This is a genomic window from Candidatus Neomarinimicrobiota bacterium (assembly GCA_041154365.1).
Lineage (GTDB): Bacteria > Fidelibacterota > Fidelibacteria > Fidelibacterales > Fidelibacteraceae > Fidelibacter > Fidelibacter multiformis.
Genome location: AP035449.1, coordinates 2,196,037 through 2,213,062 on the forward strand (window position 1 = coordinate 2,196,037; position 17,026 = coordinate 2,213,062).

The 17,026-nt window shown below is 48.1% G+C and carries 15 protein-coding genes and 1 tRNA gene; 5 read left to right on the forward strand and 11 right to left on the reverse strand.

The features are described 5' to 3' along the window. The first annotated feature begins 86 nt into the window (after positions 1–86). Together tnpA and strainIA91_RS09400 are read left to right on the forward strand one after the other, a co-directional pair. On the forward strand, positions 87–545 hold the full coding sequence (gene tnpA / locus strainIA91_RS09395; protein WP_400166521.1) for an IS200/IS605 family transposase: 459 nt from the start codon (positions 87–89) through the stop codon (positions 543–545). 1,094 nt (positions 546–1,639) lie between these two features. Then, positions 1,640–1,715: transfer RNA gene (locus strainIA91_RS09400), tRNA-Thr, on the forward strand. Between the two features lie 201 nt (positions 1,716–1,916). Here strainIA91_RS09400 and strainIA91_RS09405 read toward each other — a convergent pair. Genes strainIA91_RS09405 through yajC form a run of 6 tightly spaced genes read right to left on the reverse strand, consistent with a single transcriptional unit; the run spans position 1,917 to position 6,400 of the window. Beyond that, positions 1,917–2,516 (reverse strand): diacylglycerol/polyprenol kinase family protein, encoded by a 600-nt coding sequence (locus tag strainIA91_RS09405; RefSeq protein WP_400166522.1) that lies wholly within the window; start codon positions 2,514–2,516, stop codon positions 1,917–1,919. A 6-nt stretch (positions 2,517–2,522) separates the two neighbouring features. After that, positions 2,523–3,263: a PASTA domain-containing protein gene (locus strainIA91_RS09410; RefSeq protein ID WP_400166523.1), complete on the reverse strand. Its 741-nt coding sequence runs from the start codon at positions 3,261–3,263 to the stop codon at positions 2,523–2,525. A gap of 26 nt (positions 3,264–3,289) precedes the next feature. Beyond that, a complete protein-coding gene (locus strainIA91_RS09415; protein WP_400166524.1) occupies positions 3,290–4,594 on the reverse strand; it encodes a transcription antitermination factor NusB in 1,305 nt (434 codons plus the stop codon). After that, positions 4,581–5,513, reverse strand: coding sequence for a methionyl-tRNA formyltransferase (fmt, locus tag strainIA91_RS09420; RefSeq protein WP_400166525.1), 933 nt, complete (start codon positions 5,511–5,513; stop codon positions 4,581–4,583). The genes strainIA91_RS09415 and fmt overlap by 14 nt, the downstream gene beginning before the upstream one ends. Before the next feature lie 33 nt (positions 5,514–5,546). Then, on the reverse strand, positions 5,547–6,074 hold the full coding sequence (gene def, locus strainIA91_RS09425; protein WP_400166526.1) for a peptide deformylase: 528 nt from the start codon (positions 6,072–6,074) through the stop codon (positions 5,547–5,549). Between the two features lie 2 nt (positions 6,075–6,076). Beyond that, the gene (yajC, locus tag strainIA91_RS09430; RefSeq protein ID WP_400166527.1) at positions 6,077–6,400 is read right to left on the reverse strand and encodes a preprotein translocase subunit YajC; all 324 of its coding nucleotides are present in this window, start codon (positions 6,398–6,400) and stop codon (positions 6,077–6,079) included. 147 nt (positions 6,401–6,547) lie between these two features. Here yajC and strainIA91_RS09435 point away from each other — a divergent pair, with 147 nt between their 5' ends. Next, positions 6,548–6,832 carry a hypothetical protein gene (locus tag strainIA91_RS09435; RefSeq protein ID WP_400166528.1) on the forward strand — a complete coding sequence of 95 codons (285 nt, stop codon included), beginning with the start codon at positions 6,548–6,550 and terminating at the stop codon, positions 6,830–6,832. A 424-nt stretch (positions 6,833–7,256) separates the two neighbouring features. Continuing rightward, positions 7,257–9,440 carry a U32 family peptidase gene (locus strainIA91_RS09440; protein ID WP_400166529.1) on the forward strand — a complete coding sequence of 728 codons (2,184 nt, stop codon included), beginning with the start codon at positions 7,257–7,259 and terminating at the stop codon, positions 9,438–9,440. 33 nt (positions 9,441–9,473) lie between these two features. Here strainIA91_RS09440 and hflX read toward each other — a convergent pair whose 3' ends face one another. Together hflX and strainIA91_RS09450 are read right to left on the reverse strand one after the other, a co-directional pair. Beyond that, the gene (gene hflX, locus strainIA91_RS09445; RefSeq protein ID WP_400166530.1) at positions 9,474–10,757 is read right to left on the reverse strand and encodes a GTPase HflX; all 1,284 of its coding nucleotides are present in this window, start codon (positions 10,755–10,757) and stop codon (positions 9,474–9,476) included. Next, positions 10,744–12,531 carry a BatA domain-containing protein gene (locus strainIA91_RS09450; protein ID WP_400166531.1) on the reverse strand — a complete coding sequence of 596 codons (1,788 nt, stop codon included), beginning with the start codon at positions 12,529–12,531 and terminating at the stop codon, positions 10,744–10,746. Before strainIA91_RS09450 ends, hflX begins: the two co-directional genes overlap by 14 nt. A 1,094-nt stretch (positions 12,532–13,625) precedes the next feature. Here strainIA91_RS09450 and rbr point away from each other — a divergent pair. Further along, a complete protein-coding gene (gene rbr / locus strainIA91_RS09455; RefSeq protein ID WP_400166532.1) occupies positions 13,626–14,201 on the forward strand; it encodes a rubrerythrin in 576 nt (191 codons plus the stop codon). Positions 14,202–14,522: 321 nt separating this feature from the next. Here rbr and strainIA91_RS09460 read toward each other — a convergent pair whose 3' ends face one another. The 3 genes from strainIA91_RS09460 to strainIA91_RS09470 form a co-directional block, all read right to left on the reverse strand. Further along, complete coding sequence (locus tag strainIA91_RS09460; protein ID WP_400166533.1) at positions 14,523–15,806, reverse strand: endonuclease/exonuclease/phosphatase family protein; 1,284 nt, start codon at positions 15,804–15,806, stop codon at positions 14,523–14,525. Positions 15,807–15,905: 99 nt separating this feature from the next. Continuing rightward, on the reverse strand, positions 15,906–16,574 hold the full coding sequence (locus tag strainIA91_RS09465; protein ID WP_400166534.1) for an HAD family hydrolase: 669 nt from the start codon (positions 16,572–16,574) through the stop codon (positions 15,906–15,908). Next, the gene (locus tag strainIA91_RS09470; RefSeq protein ID WP_400166535.1) at positions 16,567–17,019 is read right to left on the reverse strand and encodes a Fur family transcriptional regulator; all 453 of its coding nucleotides are present in this window, start codon (positions 17,017–17,019) and stop codon (positions 16,567–16,569) included. The genes strainIA91_RS09465 and strainIA91_RS09470 overlap by 8 nt, the downstream gene beginning before the upstream one ends. Between the last annotated feature and the right edge of the window lie 7 nt (positions 17,020–17,026).

The window sequence follows — 17,026 nt, forward strand, 5'->3', positions numbered from 1 at the left end:
CAAAGAATATAAATATCCATTATTTATTCATATTATTTATATTGAATTATGTTGATATGGTAATTTTTGTTATCTATTTTATTTGCATGACAGGGAAAACATACAAATCAATTTTATATCATGTTGTGTTTAGAACAAAATATAATTGTCAATTTATCACAGAAGAGCGGAAAAACATTATTTATGATTTTATTCTGAGTATATGTAAAAAAAATGGTTACTATTTACATTGTATTGGAGGAATAGAAAATCACGTACATTTATTGATATATATTTCTCCACAAACTAGTGTTGCAAAAGCCATAGGAAATATAAAGGGTGCTACATCTTATTTTTATAACAGCCGATACGGATTTGATGAAAAATTAAAATGGCAGAGAGGATATGGGGTTTTTACTGTATCACCAGAGAATTACCAAAAAATATATAATTACATAAATAAGCAATTTGAACATCATAAGTATAAAAAAACGATCAAGCAATATGAAACTTACGACAATATAAACAACATTGCTTCGTATGAAAAGGACGCTAAAGCGCCCTGACCCTTATCCGGCACAGCAGATGAGCATCCTTCAGGATGCTTTCCCAAATAAACGACGGGATTTATCCCGTCGGCCATAAACATCGACAATAAAAAACAGGATTATCCCGTCGGCCATAAACATCTGGCTACACACTATGACTAACGGATATCCGCCATCACACCGACACCATAAATGGTATCTCTTGCTGTGAAAAGGACGCTAAAGCGCCCTGACCCTTATCCGGCACAGCAGATGAGCATCCTTCAGGATGCTTTCCCAAATAAACGACGGGATTTATCCCGTCGGCCATAAACATCTGGCTACACACTATGACTAACGGATATCCGCCATCACACCGACACCATAAATGGTGCCTCTTGCTGTGAAAAGGACGCTAAAGCGCCCTGACCCTTATCCGACACAGCAGATGAGCATCCTTCAGGATGCTTTCCCAAATAAACGACGGGATTTATCCCGTCGGCCATAAACATCGACAATAAAAAACAGGATTATCCCGTCGGCCATAAACATCTGGCTACACACTATGACTAACGGATATCCGCCATCACACCGACACCATAAATGGTATCTCTTGTTGTGAAAAGGACGCTAAAGCGCCCTGACCCTTATCCGGCACAGCAGATGAGCATCCTTCAGGATGCTTGTTCCAATAAACGACGGGATTTATCCCGTCGGCCATAAACATCAATAATAAACTACAGGATTATCCCGTCGGCCATAAACATCTGGCTACACACTATGACTAACGGATATCCGCCATCACACCGACACCATAAATGGTGTCTCTTGCTGTGAAAAGGACGCTAAAGCGCCCTGACCCTTATCCGGCACAGCAGATGAGCATCCTTCAGGATGCTTTCCCAAATAAACGACGGGATTTATCGCGTCGGCCATAAACATCGACAATAAAAAACAGGATTATCCCGTCGGTCATAAAAACATCTGGCTACACACTATGACTAACGGATATCCGCCATCACACCGACACCATAAATGGTGCCTCTTGCTGTGAAAAGGACGCTAAAGCGCCCTGACATCACTCATTCTTGCAAATCAAAAAAAAATATTCTATTTTCCCACGCTTTCGGAAAGCCACCTTAGCTCAGCTGGTAGAGCACCGCTTTCGTAAAGCGGTTGTCGCCGGTTCGAGTCCGGCAGGTGGCTCCACACAAAAAAGGCGCTGGATTCAGCGCCTTTTTTGTGTGTGTATGGTTCAGTCAGAGGGTATATCTTCAATGTATCCCCGGTTCGGAATGCTTAACCCGTAAGCCATGTACCGTTCCGTACCGTTGATGAGAAGCTGTTTACCAGATTGTTGGTGAATATAGGGCTCCCCGGAAAAAAATAAAATGAAAAAGTGAGTCTTTATTACGCCTGGAACAGAGCCAGGAGAATGGCAGAGATGAGCGGTATGGAGAAATTGTCATTCACCCGGTGCAAAAGGGCTTCACAAATGGACGTCAGTACGACTACAGCAAACACTTTCCAGAGCACCAGATGGGGATAGCCAATGATAAAAATCAGTACACCGGTCAGGATAAATGCACCGGTACCCATGAGGGTATGATTGTAAATCCACCTGATTTTTCCCCAGCGTTTTCCAATCAGGGCAGCGGCCGCATCACTGATGGAGAGGAGCAGACAGGCGGGAACGGCATAATCGGGTTTAAAATACCACAGAACCAGCCAGAATGAGATAAACTGCCAGGTGGCACCGGTAAGTTGAAAACCCATCTCTTCAGACTCCCGCATGGAGTGTCCCGCCAGCCATTTGAAAGTTTTCTGAAAAAATGGAATCCAGCGTCTTCCCACATCCAGACAGATAAAGGGAATGGAAAATCCCCCTAATGCAAGAAGTGTCATCTGCCGGGAGGTAAAACCGAACCATTCCGGCATAAAATATACTCCAAAGGGAATAACACCCGAAAGGACATGAAGGACTTTACGGTCTGTTTCTGTTTTCATCATACGTGTTTACCGGTTGTGTTTTTCTTCAGGAAGTTGACTCACCGTGAGCACGATACCCCGGGGTTCCTTAAGCACCGTTCCTCCTTCGACAGACTGGGACAAGACGGTGAAAGCCAGTAGATCATCCCGCTCCACAAAACGGACATCACTCACATCCAGTCCGGCACTTTCAATTTTTCGTATGGCGGCAAACTGACTCATACCCACCACATCGGGGACCGTCCAGGATTTGAGTCCCAAACTGGCATACAGGACTACCGGGGTTCCCCGTGTCACGTAGATGCCTGGATCCACAGACTGATCATAGACGACTCCCTGGGGACTGTTGGAATAATCCCAAAGCACCGTATCCAGTTCCATCTGATATTCCCGGAGGATAATTTCGGCACCCCGGAGGGTTTTACCCACGAGGTTCGGAAAGGGAATCTCTTTTTCGACGGTGGAAATATCCAGGTAGACCCGTCTACCCAGGCGGACTTTGGACCCTGGCCTTGGACGCTGATCCAGGACGGTAAAAGGTTCCAGATCGCTACTGGGTTTGGATTCCCCCCGCATGGGGATAAAACCTTCCCGTCGGAGCAGTGAGGCGGCACGGTCCCAGGGCATATAGCGGACATCCAGCAGGATGCGTGTATCCCGGCGGCTTACAATGAAAGGCATCATGATATAATCAAAAATCAGATATGCTGCAAAGCTTACAAGCCCCAATACCATAAAAAAGAGAATGATTCGTTTAATGAATCCCATGCGTCCTTCCGAAATTTTTCAGGAATTTACGTCCTTTTCACCCGACCTGCAAAAGAACCTTCACAATCATGACGGTGAGGATAAGTCCTTAGAATGGGTCGTACCGTATCTTTCCAGTGATCAGGAGCATTGAGGGGCGGATCCCCCCAGGAAAATTCAGGATGTGTATCCAGAAACGTTTGGAGTACTCCTACATTTTCCGCCTCATCAAAGGTACAGGTGCTGTAAATTATTTCCCCTCCCGACGGCACAACCCGGCTTACATTTTCCAAAATTTCCAGTTGTAGTGCCTGAAGTGTCTCAAGGTCTCCGGGGTTTCGCCGCCACCGCAAATCACTCCGTTTCCGAATGACTCCGAACCCGCTGCAGGGCGCATCCACCAGGTACAGATTCACACGGGGAAAAGTATGGGTCCGGGCGTCTGCTTCCTCCAGGGTATAATGGGAAAAATTCAGGCGGCGGAGGGTTTCATCCACCTGTTTTAAACGCCGGCGATCCACATCATAGGCAAAAATTTCTCCATCAGGGAGGGCTTGTTTCAGCAGGGCGGCGGTTTTCCCTCCGGGAGCGCTGCATACATCACAGGCCTGGCGAATCCCTCCTTCCGGGAAAAAATATTCCGGTAAAACCGATGAAACATCCTGGATAGTCACTGCGCCGCTCGAAAAAATGTCATGATCCATGAGAGGCTGAATTGAACTCACAGTCAAAAAATCCTCCCGGTCGGGATGGACACTCCTGAAAATATCCAGGTCTTTCAAAGCCTTAATCACTCTTTCCCGGGCAGTATCCTCCATAAGTCGCACCATACGAACCGGTGGCTGATTCAATGCGGATAGCAGATTTTCCAATTCATGTCCAAACTGTCCATTCCATCGCTCCACCAGCCAGTCCGGAAAACTGTGTCGCATGCCCGGGGAAATGGAAAAATCCTCCATAAAATGTTTATATCCCCCTGCATTCCGGAAACGGATAAGCTGTCGGAGAATGGCATTGACAAAGGTTTTCTGATATCCCGCCAGAGAAACGAGAGAATGAACAGTCCCGTAATCCTGCGTTCCCTCCATGTGAAAAATTTCCGCTGCTCCCATGAGTAAAAGGATCCAGGTTTGAAGAGGTGGTTTTTTGGGGGATTTTAAAAACCGGGCTATCAGGGTTTCGGATTGTCGATGCCATTGGATGGTCTGATGAACCAGGGCATCGCGAAAACGGCGGGATTGTGGATTCAAAGGGTGTTCATCTTTTTGAAGCAGGTGATCTATATACGCCTCGCCGGTGAACCAGCGCAGCAGGATATTCAAAGCATTTTTCCGGCTGTCAATCGACGCCATCGACACGCCTGTAAGATGTGATATCCCACCCGTTGAGAAAATCCGCCACATTCATCGCCCGCTTCCCTTCAGGCTGGATTTCCTCAGGATACAGCAGTCCATCTCCACAGTGGATGGCAAAAGTGTTTTTAGATATCTTTACCAGTGTGCCGGGATGGGTGTCTGAAACCGGTTCAAACCGGGCTTTGAAAATTTTTATAAGGGTGCCTTTAAGAAAAAACCGGGCTCCGGGGACAGGGGCAAAGGCACGGATGGTACGAATAAGCACCTGGCCGGGTTGAGTAAAATCCAGGACAGCCTCTTCCGGATGGATTTTCGGTGCCGGTGTGGCATGGGTATGATCCTGGGGGATGGGCCTGAGCCGGTGGGATTCCAGTCCGTCAAGGGTTTCCAGAAGGCATTCCGCTGCTAAAATTTTCAGACGGTCGTAAAGGGATCCGGTTGTATCATCCGGATGGATAGGGATGCGCTTTTGGAGAAGTACACCTCCTGTATCCACCTTATCCTCAATTTGAAAAGTCGTAATGCCTGTTTCCGTCTCGCCCTGGAGAATGGCCCGGTGTATGGGTGCAGCACCCCGGAATTTGGGAAGCAGCGACGCATGGGCATTTACCGCCCCGTAGGGAGGAATGGCATAGAGTTTCCGGGGAAGGATACGAAAAGCCACCACCACCAGAATATCCGGCTGAATCTCACGGATCGCCTGCAGAAACACCGGATCTTTCAGTCTCACCGGCTGAAGGATGGGCAGATTAAGTTCCATGGCACGTTTTTTAACCGGTGAGGGCAGGTGTTTCCGTCCACGTCCCCGGGGTTTATCCGGGATCGTTACAACGGCGGAAACCTGATGGCGGGAATGGACCAGTTTATCCAGGGAAGGGACGGCAAAATCAGGCGTCCCCATAAAAATGGTTTTCATATTGGGTGTATGTGCTTCGGAATTTTAAAAATTTTATGCCTGACGGGAAGCCAGTTCGGAAAGTTTTGATTTGACAAACATTTTCCGTACCGGACTGATACGGTCGGTAAAAAAAATACCGTTGAGGTGGTCATATTCATGCTGTATGACCCGGGCCGGAAAACCGGTAAAGACTTCCTCGTGTGTTTTCCGGTCCAGATCCTGCCAGCGGAGGCGGATGGTCAGGGCCCGGGGGACATTTTCCCGGATGCCGGGGATGGATAGACATCCTTCTTCCTGAAGTTCGGTCTCTTCGGACATTTCCAGAATTTCGGGATTCAGGAAGACGGAATCACCCCGTTCATCTTCAAATGCCGCAGCTCCTACGGTAAATATGGCACGGCTTTCCCCTACCTGATTGGCGGAAAGACCGATTCCATCGTCATCATACATGGTCAGCACCATATCCTGAGTAAAACGGCGGATGGTATCTGTCACATTTTCCACAGGCGCAGTTTTCTTCCGGAGGACCGGTGCCCCGTAGATATAAACTTTCAACCGTTTGGGGGTATATTGGGACATGATTATTTTTTCATGGCTTGCATAGGTTCAATTTTGGATGCGATGGCATTTTTCCGGACTTCCAGTTTTACATCCTTGCCTACTTTGATCACCACTGTGTTTTCATCTTTCAGGGAATCAATTTCACCGATGAGTCCACCAATAGTCACCACTTTATCCCGGGGCTGAAGTGAACTGAGCATTTTTTGGGTCTCTTTCTGTTTCTTCGCCTGGGGACGAATCATAAAAAACCAGACCACCACCATAATAAGAATAAAGGGAAATAAAGTCACCAAAGCACTGGGTTGCTGTTCCTGGGCGGCCTGTGCAAAAAGATTTAATAACATATTTTTTTCTCCTGTTTTGACGGATATTAACCATATTGGAGAATCAAATCAAGAATTCTACAAAAGAGTTGGTGTTCCTCCCGCAGAGGCACAGAGAGCGCGGAGGGATTGGATGATAATCCCATGAAATAGGGTTCCCAATTTGGATTGGGAATTTTACTGGATGAATGGAATTTTATCGCTGCTTTACAGCTTTTTCAGAAGTTAGAAGATGGAAGTTGGCGTCGCTTCGCTCCTGCATGGGATTCAAGCACCTCACTGCGTTCGGTGTTCAATAGCCGCTTCGCGGCTTTCAAACGCTGTTACGCAGCGTTGAAGGATCTCACTTCGTTCGATCTTCAATCTCAAGATATGCATGTTTTAATGGGTGACTTCTTTTTTGTACACTGCAAATCAGTGCCGCTTGAATTCTTGATCGCCGAAGGCGTTTGAACACTGAGCGCAGCGAAGTGCCAATCCCCTCAATCCCCCTCTCAGCCTCTTTACACCCTCTGCGGAATCCCCCTAATTAATCTCTCCCCCTCCGCCCTCTCCGCGGGAATATCCAAAACAATCTCTGCCTCTCTGCGCCCTCCGCGGGAGGAATAAATCCTCAGCCTCTCCGCTCACTCCGCCGCAATGCCCCCAAAATAATCTCTGCCTCTCTGCGCCCTCCGCGGGAGGAATAAATCCTCAGCCTCTCCGCTCACTCCGCCGCAATCCCCCCAAAATAATCTCTGCCCCTCCGCCCTCTCAGCGGGAATATCCAAAATAATCTCAGCCCCTCTGCGCCCTCCGCGGGAGGAATAAATACTCTGCCTCTCCGCCCTCTCAATTCTCCCATTCTCAATTCCCCCTAAAGCCCTTAAATTCTATCATGCACACCATACCGGAACTTTTGGCTCCTGCAGGGGATTTGGAAACAGCTCTGGCTGCTTTTGAAAGTGGTGCTGATGCGGTGTATGGCGGTCTTTCTCGCTTTAATGCCCGGGAGCGGACCCACAATTTTTCAGAGGCTGATTTTGCCAGGTTAATGGCCTATGCCCGGATACACGGGAAAAAGGTCTACCTGACCCTGAATACCCTGGTCATGGATCGTGAGTTAGCCGATGTGACGGATTTCCTCAGCCTTATGTCCGGACTCCGTCCCCATGCGATAATAGTCCAGGATTTCGGTATTTTACGCCTGATTAGGGAGCATTTTCCTGAACTGCCCATCCATGCCTCTACCCAAATGGCAGTGCACAATTCTGCGGGGGTTCATTTTCTGGCAGACAAGGGGATCAGCCGGGTGATTCTGGAAAGGCAGGTCACGCTGGAAGAGCTGGCACTGATCCAACGCCGTTCAAATCTTGAGCTGGAAGTTTTCATTCATGGTGCCCTCTGCTGCAGCTTGTCCGGCGTGTGTCTTTTCTCTTCCTGGATGGGCGGATGGAGCGGAAACCGCGGCAAATGCAAACAGCCCTGCCGGCGACGCTATTTTACACCGGATGGGAATGGCTTTTTCTTTTCCACCAAAGATTTGTACACCCTGGATCTCATTCCCCAATTGAAAAAGATGGGTATCGCCTCCCTGAAAATTGAGGGCCGCCTGCGAAAAGCCGATTATGTTCGTCCCGTGGTGGAAGCCTACCGGCTGATGCTGGATTCCCCCGAGGGTGAAGAACAAACAGCACTCAAAGAAGCCAGGGGTATTCTGAACCGGGCCTCAGGCCGGGAATGGTCTTCGGGATTTTTTAGCAAAAAAGCCATGAAATCAGTCATAAATTACAATTCCATGGGGAGTCAGGGTCAATGGGTGGGGGATGTGACATCCATTCGGTCCAATGGATTCCAGATGAAAACATCCCAGCGGATTTTTATGGGGGATAAACTCCGGGTCCAACCGGCATCCGGTGAAGAAGGTCCTTCTTTCATTGTGACCCTTATGCGTGAAAATACTAAACCGGTCCGGAGAAGTGAAAAAAACACCCGGCTTTTTATTCACTGCGATAAAGCAATTCCCGAAAAGGGAAAGGTTTTCCGCATCGGGAGTCCGGTGAAATATCCCCGGATAAATATGGATAAAATTCCGGAAATACGCCATTGGATCCATCTGGAGATCCGGATTCATCCCGGAGGACTCCAGGCCGTAGTCATCGATCCTCCCCTACCCCATTCCATCACTCTATCCGGCGATGTAGAAAAAGCCAAAAAGCATCCCGTTAACCGGCAGGATGTGGAATCCGAATTTCAGAAACTGAGTGTGGACGGGATAGGCCTTCTGGATCTCACGGTGATTCTGGACGGAGACTATTTTATCCAGAATAAAACACTCCGCATGTTGCGGCAATCTCTGGCCCGCCGGCTCAATGAGTCCCTGGTAGCATATCAATCCCAAAAAAGAAAAAATATCCCTGAATTTTCTCGCAAACCCCTGGAAAAAACCGGGTCAGAACCTGTCACCAGTGTGTATTGCACCCGGGGAGAGCAAAATCCAGGGGATGCATGGGTTATCCGGGATCTTGACGATCCGGCACCGGCCCATGAGCGGTTATTACCCCTTTTCTGTCCGGAAACACGACTTCAGGATCTGAGACAATCCATTACAAAGGCAATCCAATCAGGGACCCGTACTTTCCGTGTAAGTTCACTCTATGGATTTGAACTGCTCAAAGAATTTTCCGGAATCCATATTCATGGAGGATTTTCCCTGCCGGTGGCGAATTCCATGGCTTTTCAGGAGTTAACGGATTGGGGGGCAGACAAAATCCTCCTGTGGCCCGAGTTGGACCGTTCTGGATTTGAATCTATTTTGACACACTGGCGGGATAAGGCAGAGATTCTCACAGAAGGCCGCCTGCCCATCCTGATGACCCGGGGAGTAATTCCGGTGGAAGGGGATATCCGGGACAGCCGGGGCGCTGCTTTTACGGTGGTAAAAACAGACACCCTCACCTGGCTCTATCCTGAAAAAGGGATATCCATCAAACCCTTTGCGGGCGTTCATCAGTTTAAAATATTTACTGCAGATAAAAGCACATCCGGCACAGATTGGAATCTGAACCGGGAATGGAAGTGACCCTCCAATAAAAGCATCTTTCAGCCAGACAGTTTATTCACCTTTTAAATGAAATTTTTTCGTCAGATAAGCCCAGATGTCCCGGTCTGCCTGAAGCGTAAAGCGGGTCACCTCTTCTTCATGAGACTGGCTTAAGATCCGGGTATGTTCATGAAGGGCTGCGATGATTTCACCTGCCTGGTGGGGAATGTCCACAGTCCGGATCACGGTATTTTCATCCATTCGGGACTGTATTTCTTGGATAAGGCGGGTCAGTCCGATGGCTTCCTTCGCCGAAATCCACACCGCATCGGGATATTCCCGCTTCACCAGAGTTACATTCATGCTCTCCGGCACACGATCTGCCTTGTTGAACACCGTGAGAAAGCGCTTTTCGGGGATTTCAAAATCCTTCAGCACACTGTCGATGGTCGTCAGATGGCGGCGAAAATCAGGATCGGAAATATCCACCAGTTTGATCAGGAGATCGGCGGATTCTGCTTCTTTCAGGGTACTCCGGAAAGAGGCCACAAGCTGATGGGGAAGTTTCTGAATAAAACCCACCGTATCGCTCAGGTACACATCGCGCCCGTTGGGCATCGTCATTTTCCGCACGGTGGTATCCAGGGTCTTAAACAACTGATCTTCCACTTCCACTCCGGCTTCAGTGAGAGCATTCATCAGGGTAGATTTTCCGGCATTGGTATATCCCACCAGGGCTACATTAAAAAATTCATGACGGAATTTTCGTTGTGTATTTCGTTGAAGGGCTATTTTTTCCAGCTCTTTTTTGAGTTTTTTTATCTGATCCCTCAGGAGTCGGCGGTCAATTTCAATCTGGGTTTCTCCTGGTCCACGCCGTGCTCCTCCGATACCGCCGGCCTGCCGCTCCAGGTGGGTCCATTGGCGTGTCAGACGGGGCAGCATGTATTGAGCCCTGGCAAGTGCTACCTGGGTCTTGGCTTCCCGTGTCCGGGCATGTTGCTGAAAAATATCCAAAATCAATGCGCTACGATCCAGGACTTTCAATCCATCTCCCAGGATTTTCTGGACTGCTTTCGCCTGACCAGGATCCAGTTCATCATCAAAGATCACCGTCTCAGCTCCCAGCTCTTCACAGATATTTTTCAGCGTCTGAAGTTTTCCTTTTCCCAGGTAGTGGATGGAATGAAGGGTTGGACGTGTCTGAACAAGCGTATCCACAACCACACCACCGGCAGTTTCTGTCAGACGGGAAAGTTCTTCAAGAGACCGTTCGGTCTTTTCATGGTCACCGGGAAGTTCCACTGCCACTAAAAGGACCTTCTCTGTATCGTCTCGAATATCAGTATCTGTCATATTTTTTTGTTTTACCTCGTTTTTTCATATTCAGCATCATGAGTAAGAGTTCTCCCCCCCAGCAAAGAGCAGTAAGCAAAAAGAAAAGGGGCGTGAGGGACTTTCCTTTGAGGGTTTCCCGGAAAGCCCGGATTTCATCGGTCTGTGCCGGGATAATCTGCATCCCGGGGAGAGGGGATTCCAAAACAGTGTTTTTTGTCTCACTTTCAGGCCAGTTTACAGCGAAATGGGCCTGACTGCCGTTACTCACCAGGGTATATAAGCCAGGTATATCCGTTTCGGTATAGGGTTCCAGAATTTTCACCCGGCGTCCGTCGGGACGGATAATTTCATCACCGGCCTGGTGATTGGGGATGGGTTCACCTATCAATACATCCTTCCGGGTCATCCCTGTAAAGTAAAAAAGAAACGTTTTCAAAGCCCGGGTAAAGAGAGGATGTGTCCCCATTAGGTTGTCCGCCAACTTGAAGGGAGATGTCTGAATATAGATATTGTTTTCCTGAAGTGTGAATAAAAAGGGATTCCCATCGTTCAAGCGCAAAAGTGGTTGATATGGGGTCTCCGCCTGGATAGAAAAATACCGGGATACAGAAAATCCAGGGAGCTCTGAAAACACCTGATTTGCTGCTTCAGCCCTTTCTGTGATCCGGAACTGACCTTCAGAAAGTTCGTGCTCCCGGGCATCCTGGAGAGAAAGCATCTCTTTCCAGTCAGTATCAGGCAGGCGATCCATCACAACCCAGACCGGTTTATGTTGGGCAAAGCGGTGGATACGGTTTATCTGGGCAGCAGGAAGAGGATGAAGACCATCTACAATGAGCAGATCCCGGTTTTCCAGGGAGCTCCCGGAGAAAAGATCCGGCGAGACGGCTTCCACATTCACTGAGAGGAGGGCTTCCAGGGCGGGAAGCAGGTAGGAATCCTCTCCTTCCACCAGTAAAATGGATATATTCTCTCCGGCATTTAGGGAGAAATATCGCTGGTTAAAGGGGTGATCCGATCCTTCGGTCTTCACCATTCCATGATAATACCCGGGGGATTCAGCCAGGAAGGAAAATTCCACATATCCTGATGCGTCAGACCGGGTCTGGGCAATTCGTTTTCCGTTGACAGTGAGATAGGCCAGGGGATGGCGACCCTCAGGGAGAGCTAAAACGGCACGGACAGGGATAAATTCACCGGCGGGAAAATACCGGGCAGGAATATCCAAAGATTGGATCCATGACTTTTCCCGGAAAGGATTTAAGGCAAGAATCACAGGATCATCTGCCTGTTCACGAAGGGTATTTAGAAAGAGGGGCATCGCTTCATTGGCCTGGAGGTCGGTCAGGAAGAAGAGGTGTTCGGGAGGACGGGCACGCATGAGTTTTCGTGTAAGCGTTTGGGGTGACATTTTTTCATACACCCGGAGTGTATCCCAGCCGGGAAATTCAGTTTGGAGGGTATTGACAATGGTTTCAAAGTCTCTATGAAACCGTGAACTGGGAGAATGATCCACAAGAATGATTCCTTCACCGGGTCCACCCAAACGCCACTCACCGGCAAAGGGTCCAGCCAGAGCCAAAATCAAAAAAAGAATGCCCAGTGTCCGTAAGATGAGAATTATCCATTGCCGTAGCCGAATTTTCCGAAGTGAATCGGTCTCGATTTGTTTTAAAAGGCGTATGGAACTGAAATAGAACTTTTCATACCGCCGTTCACCCAGTAGATGTATGAGAACCGGTATTCCTGCTGCCGCCAAAAGGATGAGGATACCGGGCCAGAGAAATGACATAGACCCTCGTTTGTTACGGCATAAGTTAGGGAGAAGGAAGGAGAATTGGGAAGGGAGAATTGACAATGGAGAATTGAGAATGGGGAATTGAGAATGGAGGGGGCGAGGGGGGGGGCCTCCCGCGGAGGGCGCGGAGAGGCTGAGATTAATTAGGAGGATTGCGGCGGAGGGAGCGAAGAGGCTGAGGATTTATGCCTCCCGCGGAGGGCGCGGAGGGGCTGAGATTAATTAGGGGGATTCCGCAGAGTGTGTAAAGAGGCTGAGAGGGGGATTGAAGGGATTGGCACTTCGCTGCGCTCAGTGTTCAAACGCCTTCGGCGATCAAGAATTCAAGTGGCACTTCGTGCCGTTCAATTGCTTCGCTGCGCTCAGCATTCCAGCACTGCTTTGCAGTGTACAAAAAAGAAGTCACCCATTAAAACATGCATATCTTGGGATTGAAGATCGAACGAAGTGAGATCCTTCAACGCTGCGTAACAGCGTTTGAAAGCCGCGAAGCGGCTATTGAACACCGAACGCAGTGAGGTGCTTGAACACCACGAAGTGGTGCTTGAATCCCATGCAGGAGCGAAGCGGTTTCCAAAAGCCACAAACTGTTGACTGTAGACTTTCGACTGAAGCCCCAGGAGCGAAGTGACGCTAACTTCCAACTTCCAGCTTCCAACTTCTTATAAATGATTGGAATCTTTTTTCCTAACCGAAACCGGGATATAAGATGGATGGAATATATGATTTCGATTAGGTAGCGCCCCCCACCCCGGGGGTAAAATACAGCGAAATGCGACATGAAGCAAGATAATATTATTATTCGTATATATGACTTATTGAATCATTTAGCAGATTGACGTCCTGGATCAATGAACCTGTCCGTCAAGTAAGTTGTTGACAGTCAATCGTATCAGGATGTGTATTGCATATTTTATCAAAAAAGTAAGAGCTCTTTAAAAAAACCGAAAGTGTATTTTTATCGAATGGCAATATGAAAAGATTTTACGGTTATCCACGACTTTTACTGAAAATTACTGTTTGATTTAGCCATGAATGCTTATTTTACTTTTTTATTTTATATCAATCCGTTACAAAAGGAGGTACACATGGCATCAATAAGAGGGACCCGCACAGAGAAAAATCTGTTGAAAGCATTTGCCGGAGAATCCCAGGCACGGATGCGCTATGATTATTTTGCCAAACAGGCAAAAAAAGAGGGACTTGAACAGATTGCGGCCCTGTTTGAAGAGACAGCGCTTAATGAGAAAGAACACGCAAAACGTTTCTTCAAATTCCTGGAAGGCGGACCGGTAGAAATAACGGCCACATACCCAGCAGGAAAAATCGGCACAACACTGGAAAATTTGGAAGCAGCGGCAGAAGGTGAAAAAGAAGAATGGGGAGAACTCTATCCTGAATTTGCCAAAATTGCCGAAGAAGAGGGATTCCGGGATGTAGCTTCAGCCTTTAAACTGATTGCACGGGTGGAAAAAGCCCATGAATCCCGTTACAGAAAACTCTATAAAAACCTGGAAGAGGGAAAAGTTTTTACCAAAAACGGAAAAGTCGTCTGGAAATGCCGGAATTGCGGCTATCTTCACGATGGCAGCTCTGCTCCAAAAAACTGTCCTGCCTGCCTTCATCCCCAATCCTATTTTGAAGTAATGGTGGAAAGCTATTAAATAAGAAGTTAGAAGTTAGAAGTTAGAAGTTAGAAGTTGGAAGTTGGCGTCGCTGCGCTCCTGGGGTTTCAGTCGAAAGTCAAAAGTCAAAAGTCGAAAGTCGAAAGTCGAAAGTCAAAAGTTGTGTGTCAGGACATAGGTAACAGTTTTGTGTCAAGAGATATGTAACACTTTTCGGAAATAAGGTAGCCATAATTTTAGTTTTTATCATACAATTGAATCAATCAATTCAATTTTCTTAAAATATTCCCTGCGTCTCTGCGCCCTCCGCGGGACGAAAAATCCTCAGCCTCTCCGCGCCCTCCGCCCCAATCCCCCAAATTAATCTCTGCTTCTCTGCACCCTCCGCGGGAGGAATAAATCCTCAGACCCTCCGCCCTCTCCGCCCCAATCCCCCAAATTAATCTCTGCTTCTCTGCACCCTCCGCGGGAGGAATAAATCCTCAGACCCTCCGCCCTCTCCGCCCCAATCCCCCTAATAAATCTCAGTCTCTCTGCGCCCTCCGCGGGACGAAAAATCCTCAGCCTCTCCGCGCCCTCCGCCCCAATCCCCCTAATAAATCTCTGCCTCTCTGCTCCTCCTCGGGAGGAATAAATCCTCATACCCTCCGTCCCAATCCCCCTAACAAATCTCAGTCTCTCTGCGCCCTCCGCGGGAGGAAAAATCCTCAACCTCTCTGCGCCCTTCGCGGGAGGAAAAATCCTCTGCCTCTCTGCGCCCTCCGTGCTCTCTGCACCCCTGCGGGAGGAACACCCCACCACTCTCAACTCAATTAAATAATGATCGGAAAATCCGCCATAGATACGACGGTTTTTAATAAAGGGTTCGGGAAACCCGAATTCATCCTGCATGGCAGGGGGACGAAGGACGCGGGGAGATTTGGACTGGATGCGGGGTAAACCCCGGAGAAATTCAGGACTGGCCAAAAAATGATCCAATTGCTGCCTTTGACATTGATACACATAGGTCCAGGCATCAGCCCCCTTCAGGAGTAAAGGGTAAAACCGATCCAGCATACGGACCGGTTCGGTATTAGCCGGAGCATTCAAATCCCCCATGATCAGTATTTTTCGCCGGGAATAATTCTGCTGCAGATAAATGATCAACTGACGTGAACATGCCAGACGATCAGGCAATGAACGTCGTGCTCCACCCCTACGGGACGGATAGTGAAGCACACAGATGATAAAAGCCTCTCCCCCACCCTGCCTGAAACGAAATTCTCCCATAAGTGCTTCCCGGGTCGAATTTCCGGAGGGTAAACGGAAGACAAAAAAATCCTCATGCAGACACTCCAGCAGATCCTGCCGGTAGAACAAGGCACAATCTATGCCCCGACGGTCAGGTCCCTCCCGATGCAAAATCCCCCACTGCTCAGGCCGGCCCATCCTTTTCCTCAAATCTTCCAATACCCGCCGGTTTTCCACCTCAGCCAATCCTACAAGGACCGGTTTCACATCCTTCAGGATTCTTCCGATCTGTTCCATCTTGTATTGGTATACCCGCTGATTCCAACCCAAAAAACTCTCCGGTAAAAACTCCTCGTCTTCTGTCAATGAATCATCCACCGTGTCAAAACAATTTTCTACATTCCAAAAAACCACAGGATGGCTCCCATCCCCTGCCGAACAGGCAGCAATACAAAACAACGCATATACAGATAAAATAATATTACACTAATAAATTTAATTGTTTTGCGGGTTTTAGGCAATAATTTCTTTTAATTCATTCAGGTGATCTACCAGGTAATCGGGACCGGCATCCATGAGTTCACGGCGACTTGAATAACCCCAGGTAGCTGCCACAGCCATATTTCCCGTGACTTTAGCTGTTTTTACATCGACAGGACTGTCTCCCACATGGCAGAGGAGTCCTTCCTGTCCCGTTCTATCCCACACATGGTGGATAACATCCGGATGTGGCTTTTTTTCCGCCAGGGTATCCCCACCCACCACTACAGCGAAATAATCCTCCAGACCAAAATAGTTTAAAATTTTCCGGGTTATACTTTCAGCCTTGTTGGTAAGCAGGACCTGTGTTTTGCCGGAAAAATGGTCCAGAATTTCCCGGACACCGGTGTAAAGCCGGGTTTCAACGGTACAATGGGCTTCATAAAGAATTTTGTATCGTTCAAGGATGGTTACGTAAAGGGTTTTAAAGTCTTTTTCAGCCTTCGCTTGTGCCAGAACAGCTTTTAATGCCCGTTCCACCATGGGCGGAATTCCGTTTCCCACAAAGGCTTTCATCTGTCCGGCAGTTACATGGGGAAGTCCGGCTTCATCCAGGGTTTTATTCATAGACAGGGTAATATCGGGAATGGAATCCACCAGGGTCCCGTCCAAATCGTAACTGATGATCAGCGGTTCAATCACAGCCTTTTTTCTCCTTTTCGCGGCATTCACAGCACAATCCGTAAATTTGCATCACATGGGATGTGGGATAAAATTTATAATTCTGGCAGATCGTGTTTTGCCGAAGTTCGATAATATGATCATTGAATTCGATTACTTTCCCGCAACGCAGGCATTTCATGTGATCGTGGTGTGGTTGTCCCAGCTTGAATTCATATACACAACGGCCTTCCCCGAAATCCATTTTCCGGATCAGGCGTTTCTCAACCAGCATCTCCAGAGTCCTGTAGATAGTGGCACGGCTTACACCGGCGTTTTGCTGTTTCAAGATCAGATAGAGTGCTTCAGCGTCGATATGATCCCGATGTTCATACATGATTTCGATAATCATTTTCCGCTGCCGGGTGATTTTCATCCCTTCTTTTTGGAGTCTTTGGATTATTTCGTTCAATACGTCTGGATTCATCTTGCAC

Excerpts from the sequence above, each read along its gene's own strand:
- tnpA (WP_400166521.1), top strand. The coding sequence starts at position 87 with ATGACAGGGAAAACATACAAATCAATTTTATATCATGTTGTGTTTAGA.
- strainIA91_RS09405 (WP_400166522.1), bottom strand. The coding sequence starts at position 2,516 with ATGATGAAAACAGAAACAGACCGTAAAGTCCTTCATGTCCTTTCGGGT.
- strainIA91_RS09410 (WP_400166523.1), bottom strand. The coding sequence starts at position 3,263 with ATGGGATTCATTAAACGAATCATTCTCTTTTTTATGGTATTGGGGCTT.
- strainIA91_RS09415 (WP_400166524.1), bottom strand. The coding sequence starts at position 4,594 with ATGGCGTCGATTGACAGCCGGAAAAATGCTTTGAATATCCTGCTGCGC.
- fmt (WP_400166525.1), bottom strand. The coding sequence starts at position 5,513 with ATGAAAACCATTTTTATGGGGACGCCTGATTTTGCCGTCCCTTCCCTG.
- def (WP_400166526.1), bottom strand. The coding sequence starts at position 6,074 with ATGTCCCAATATACCCCCAAACGGTTGAAAGTTTATATCTACGGGGCA.
- yajC (WP_400166527.1), bottom strand. The coding sequence starts at position 6,400 with ATGTTATTAAATCTTTTTGCACAGGCCGCCCAGGAACAGCAACCCAGT.
- strainIA91_RS09440 (WP_400166529.1), top strand. The coding sequence starts at position 7,257 with ATGCACACCATACCGGAACTTTTGGCTCCTGCAGGGGATTTGGAAACA.
- hflX (WP_400166530.1), bottom strand. The coding sequence starts at position 10,757 with ATGACAGATACTGATATTCGAGACGATACAGAGAAGGTCCTTTTAGTG.
- strainIA91_RS09450 (WP_400166531.1), bottom strand. The coding sequence starts at position 12,531 with ATGTCATTTCTCTGGCCCGGTATCCTCATCCTTTTGGCGGCAGCAGGA.
- rbr (WP_400166532.1), top strand. The coding sequence starts at position 13,626 with ATGGCATCAATAAGAGGGACCCGCACAGAGAAAAATCTGTTGAAAGCA.
- strainIA91_RS09470 (WP_400166535.1), bottom strand. The coding sequence starts at position 17,019 with ATGAATCCAGACGTATTGAACGAAATAATCCAAAGACTCCAAAAAGAA.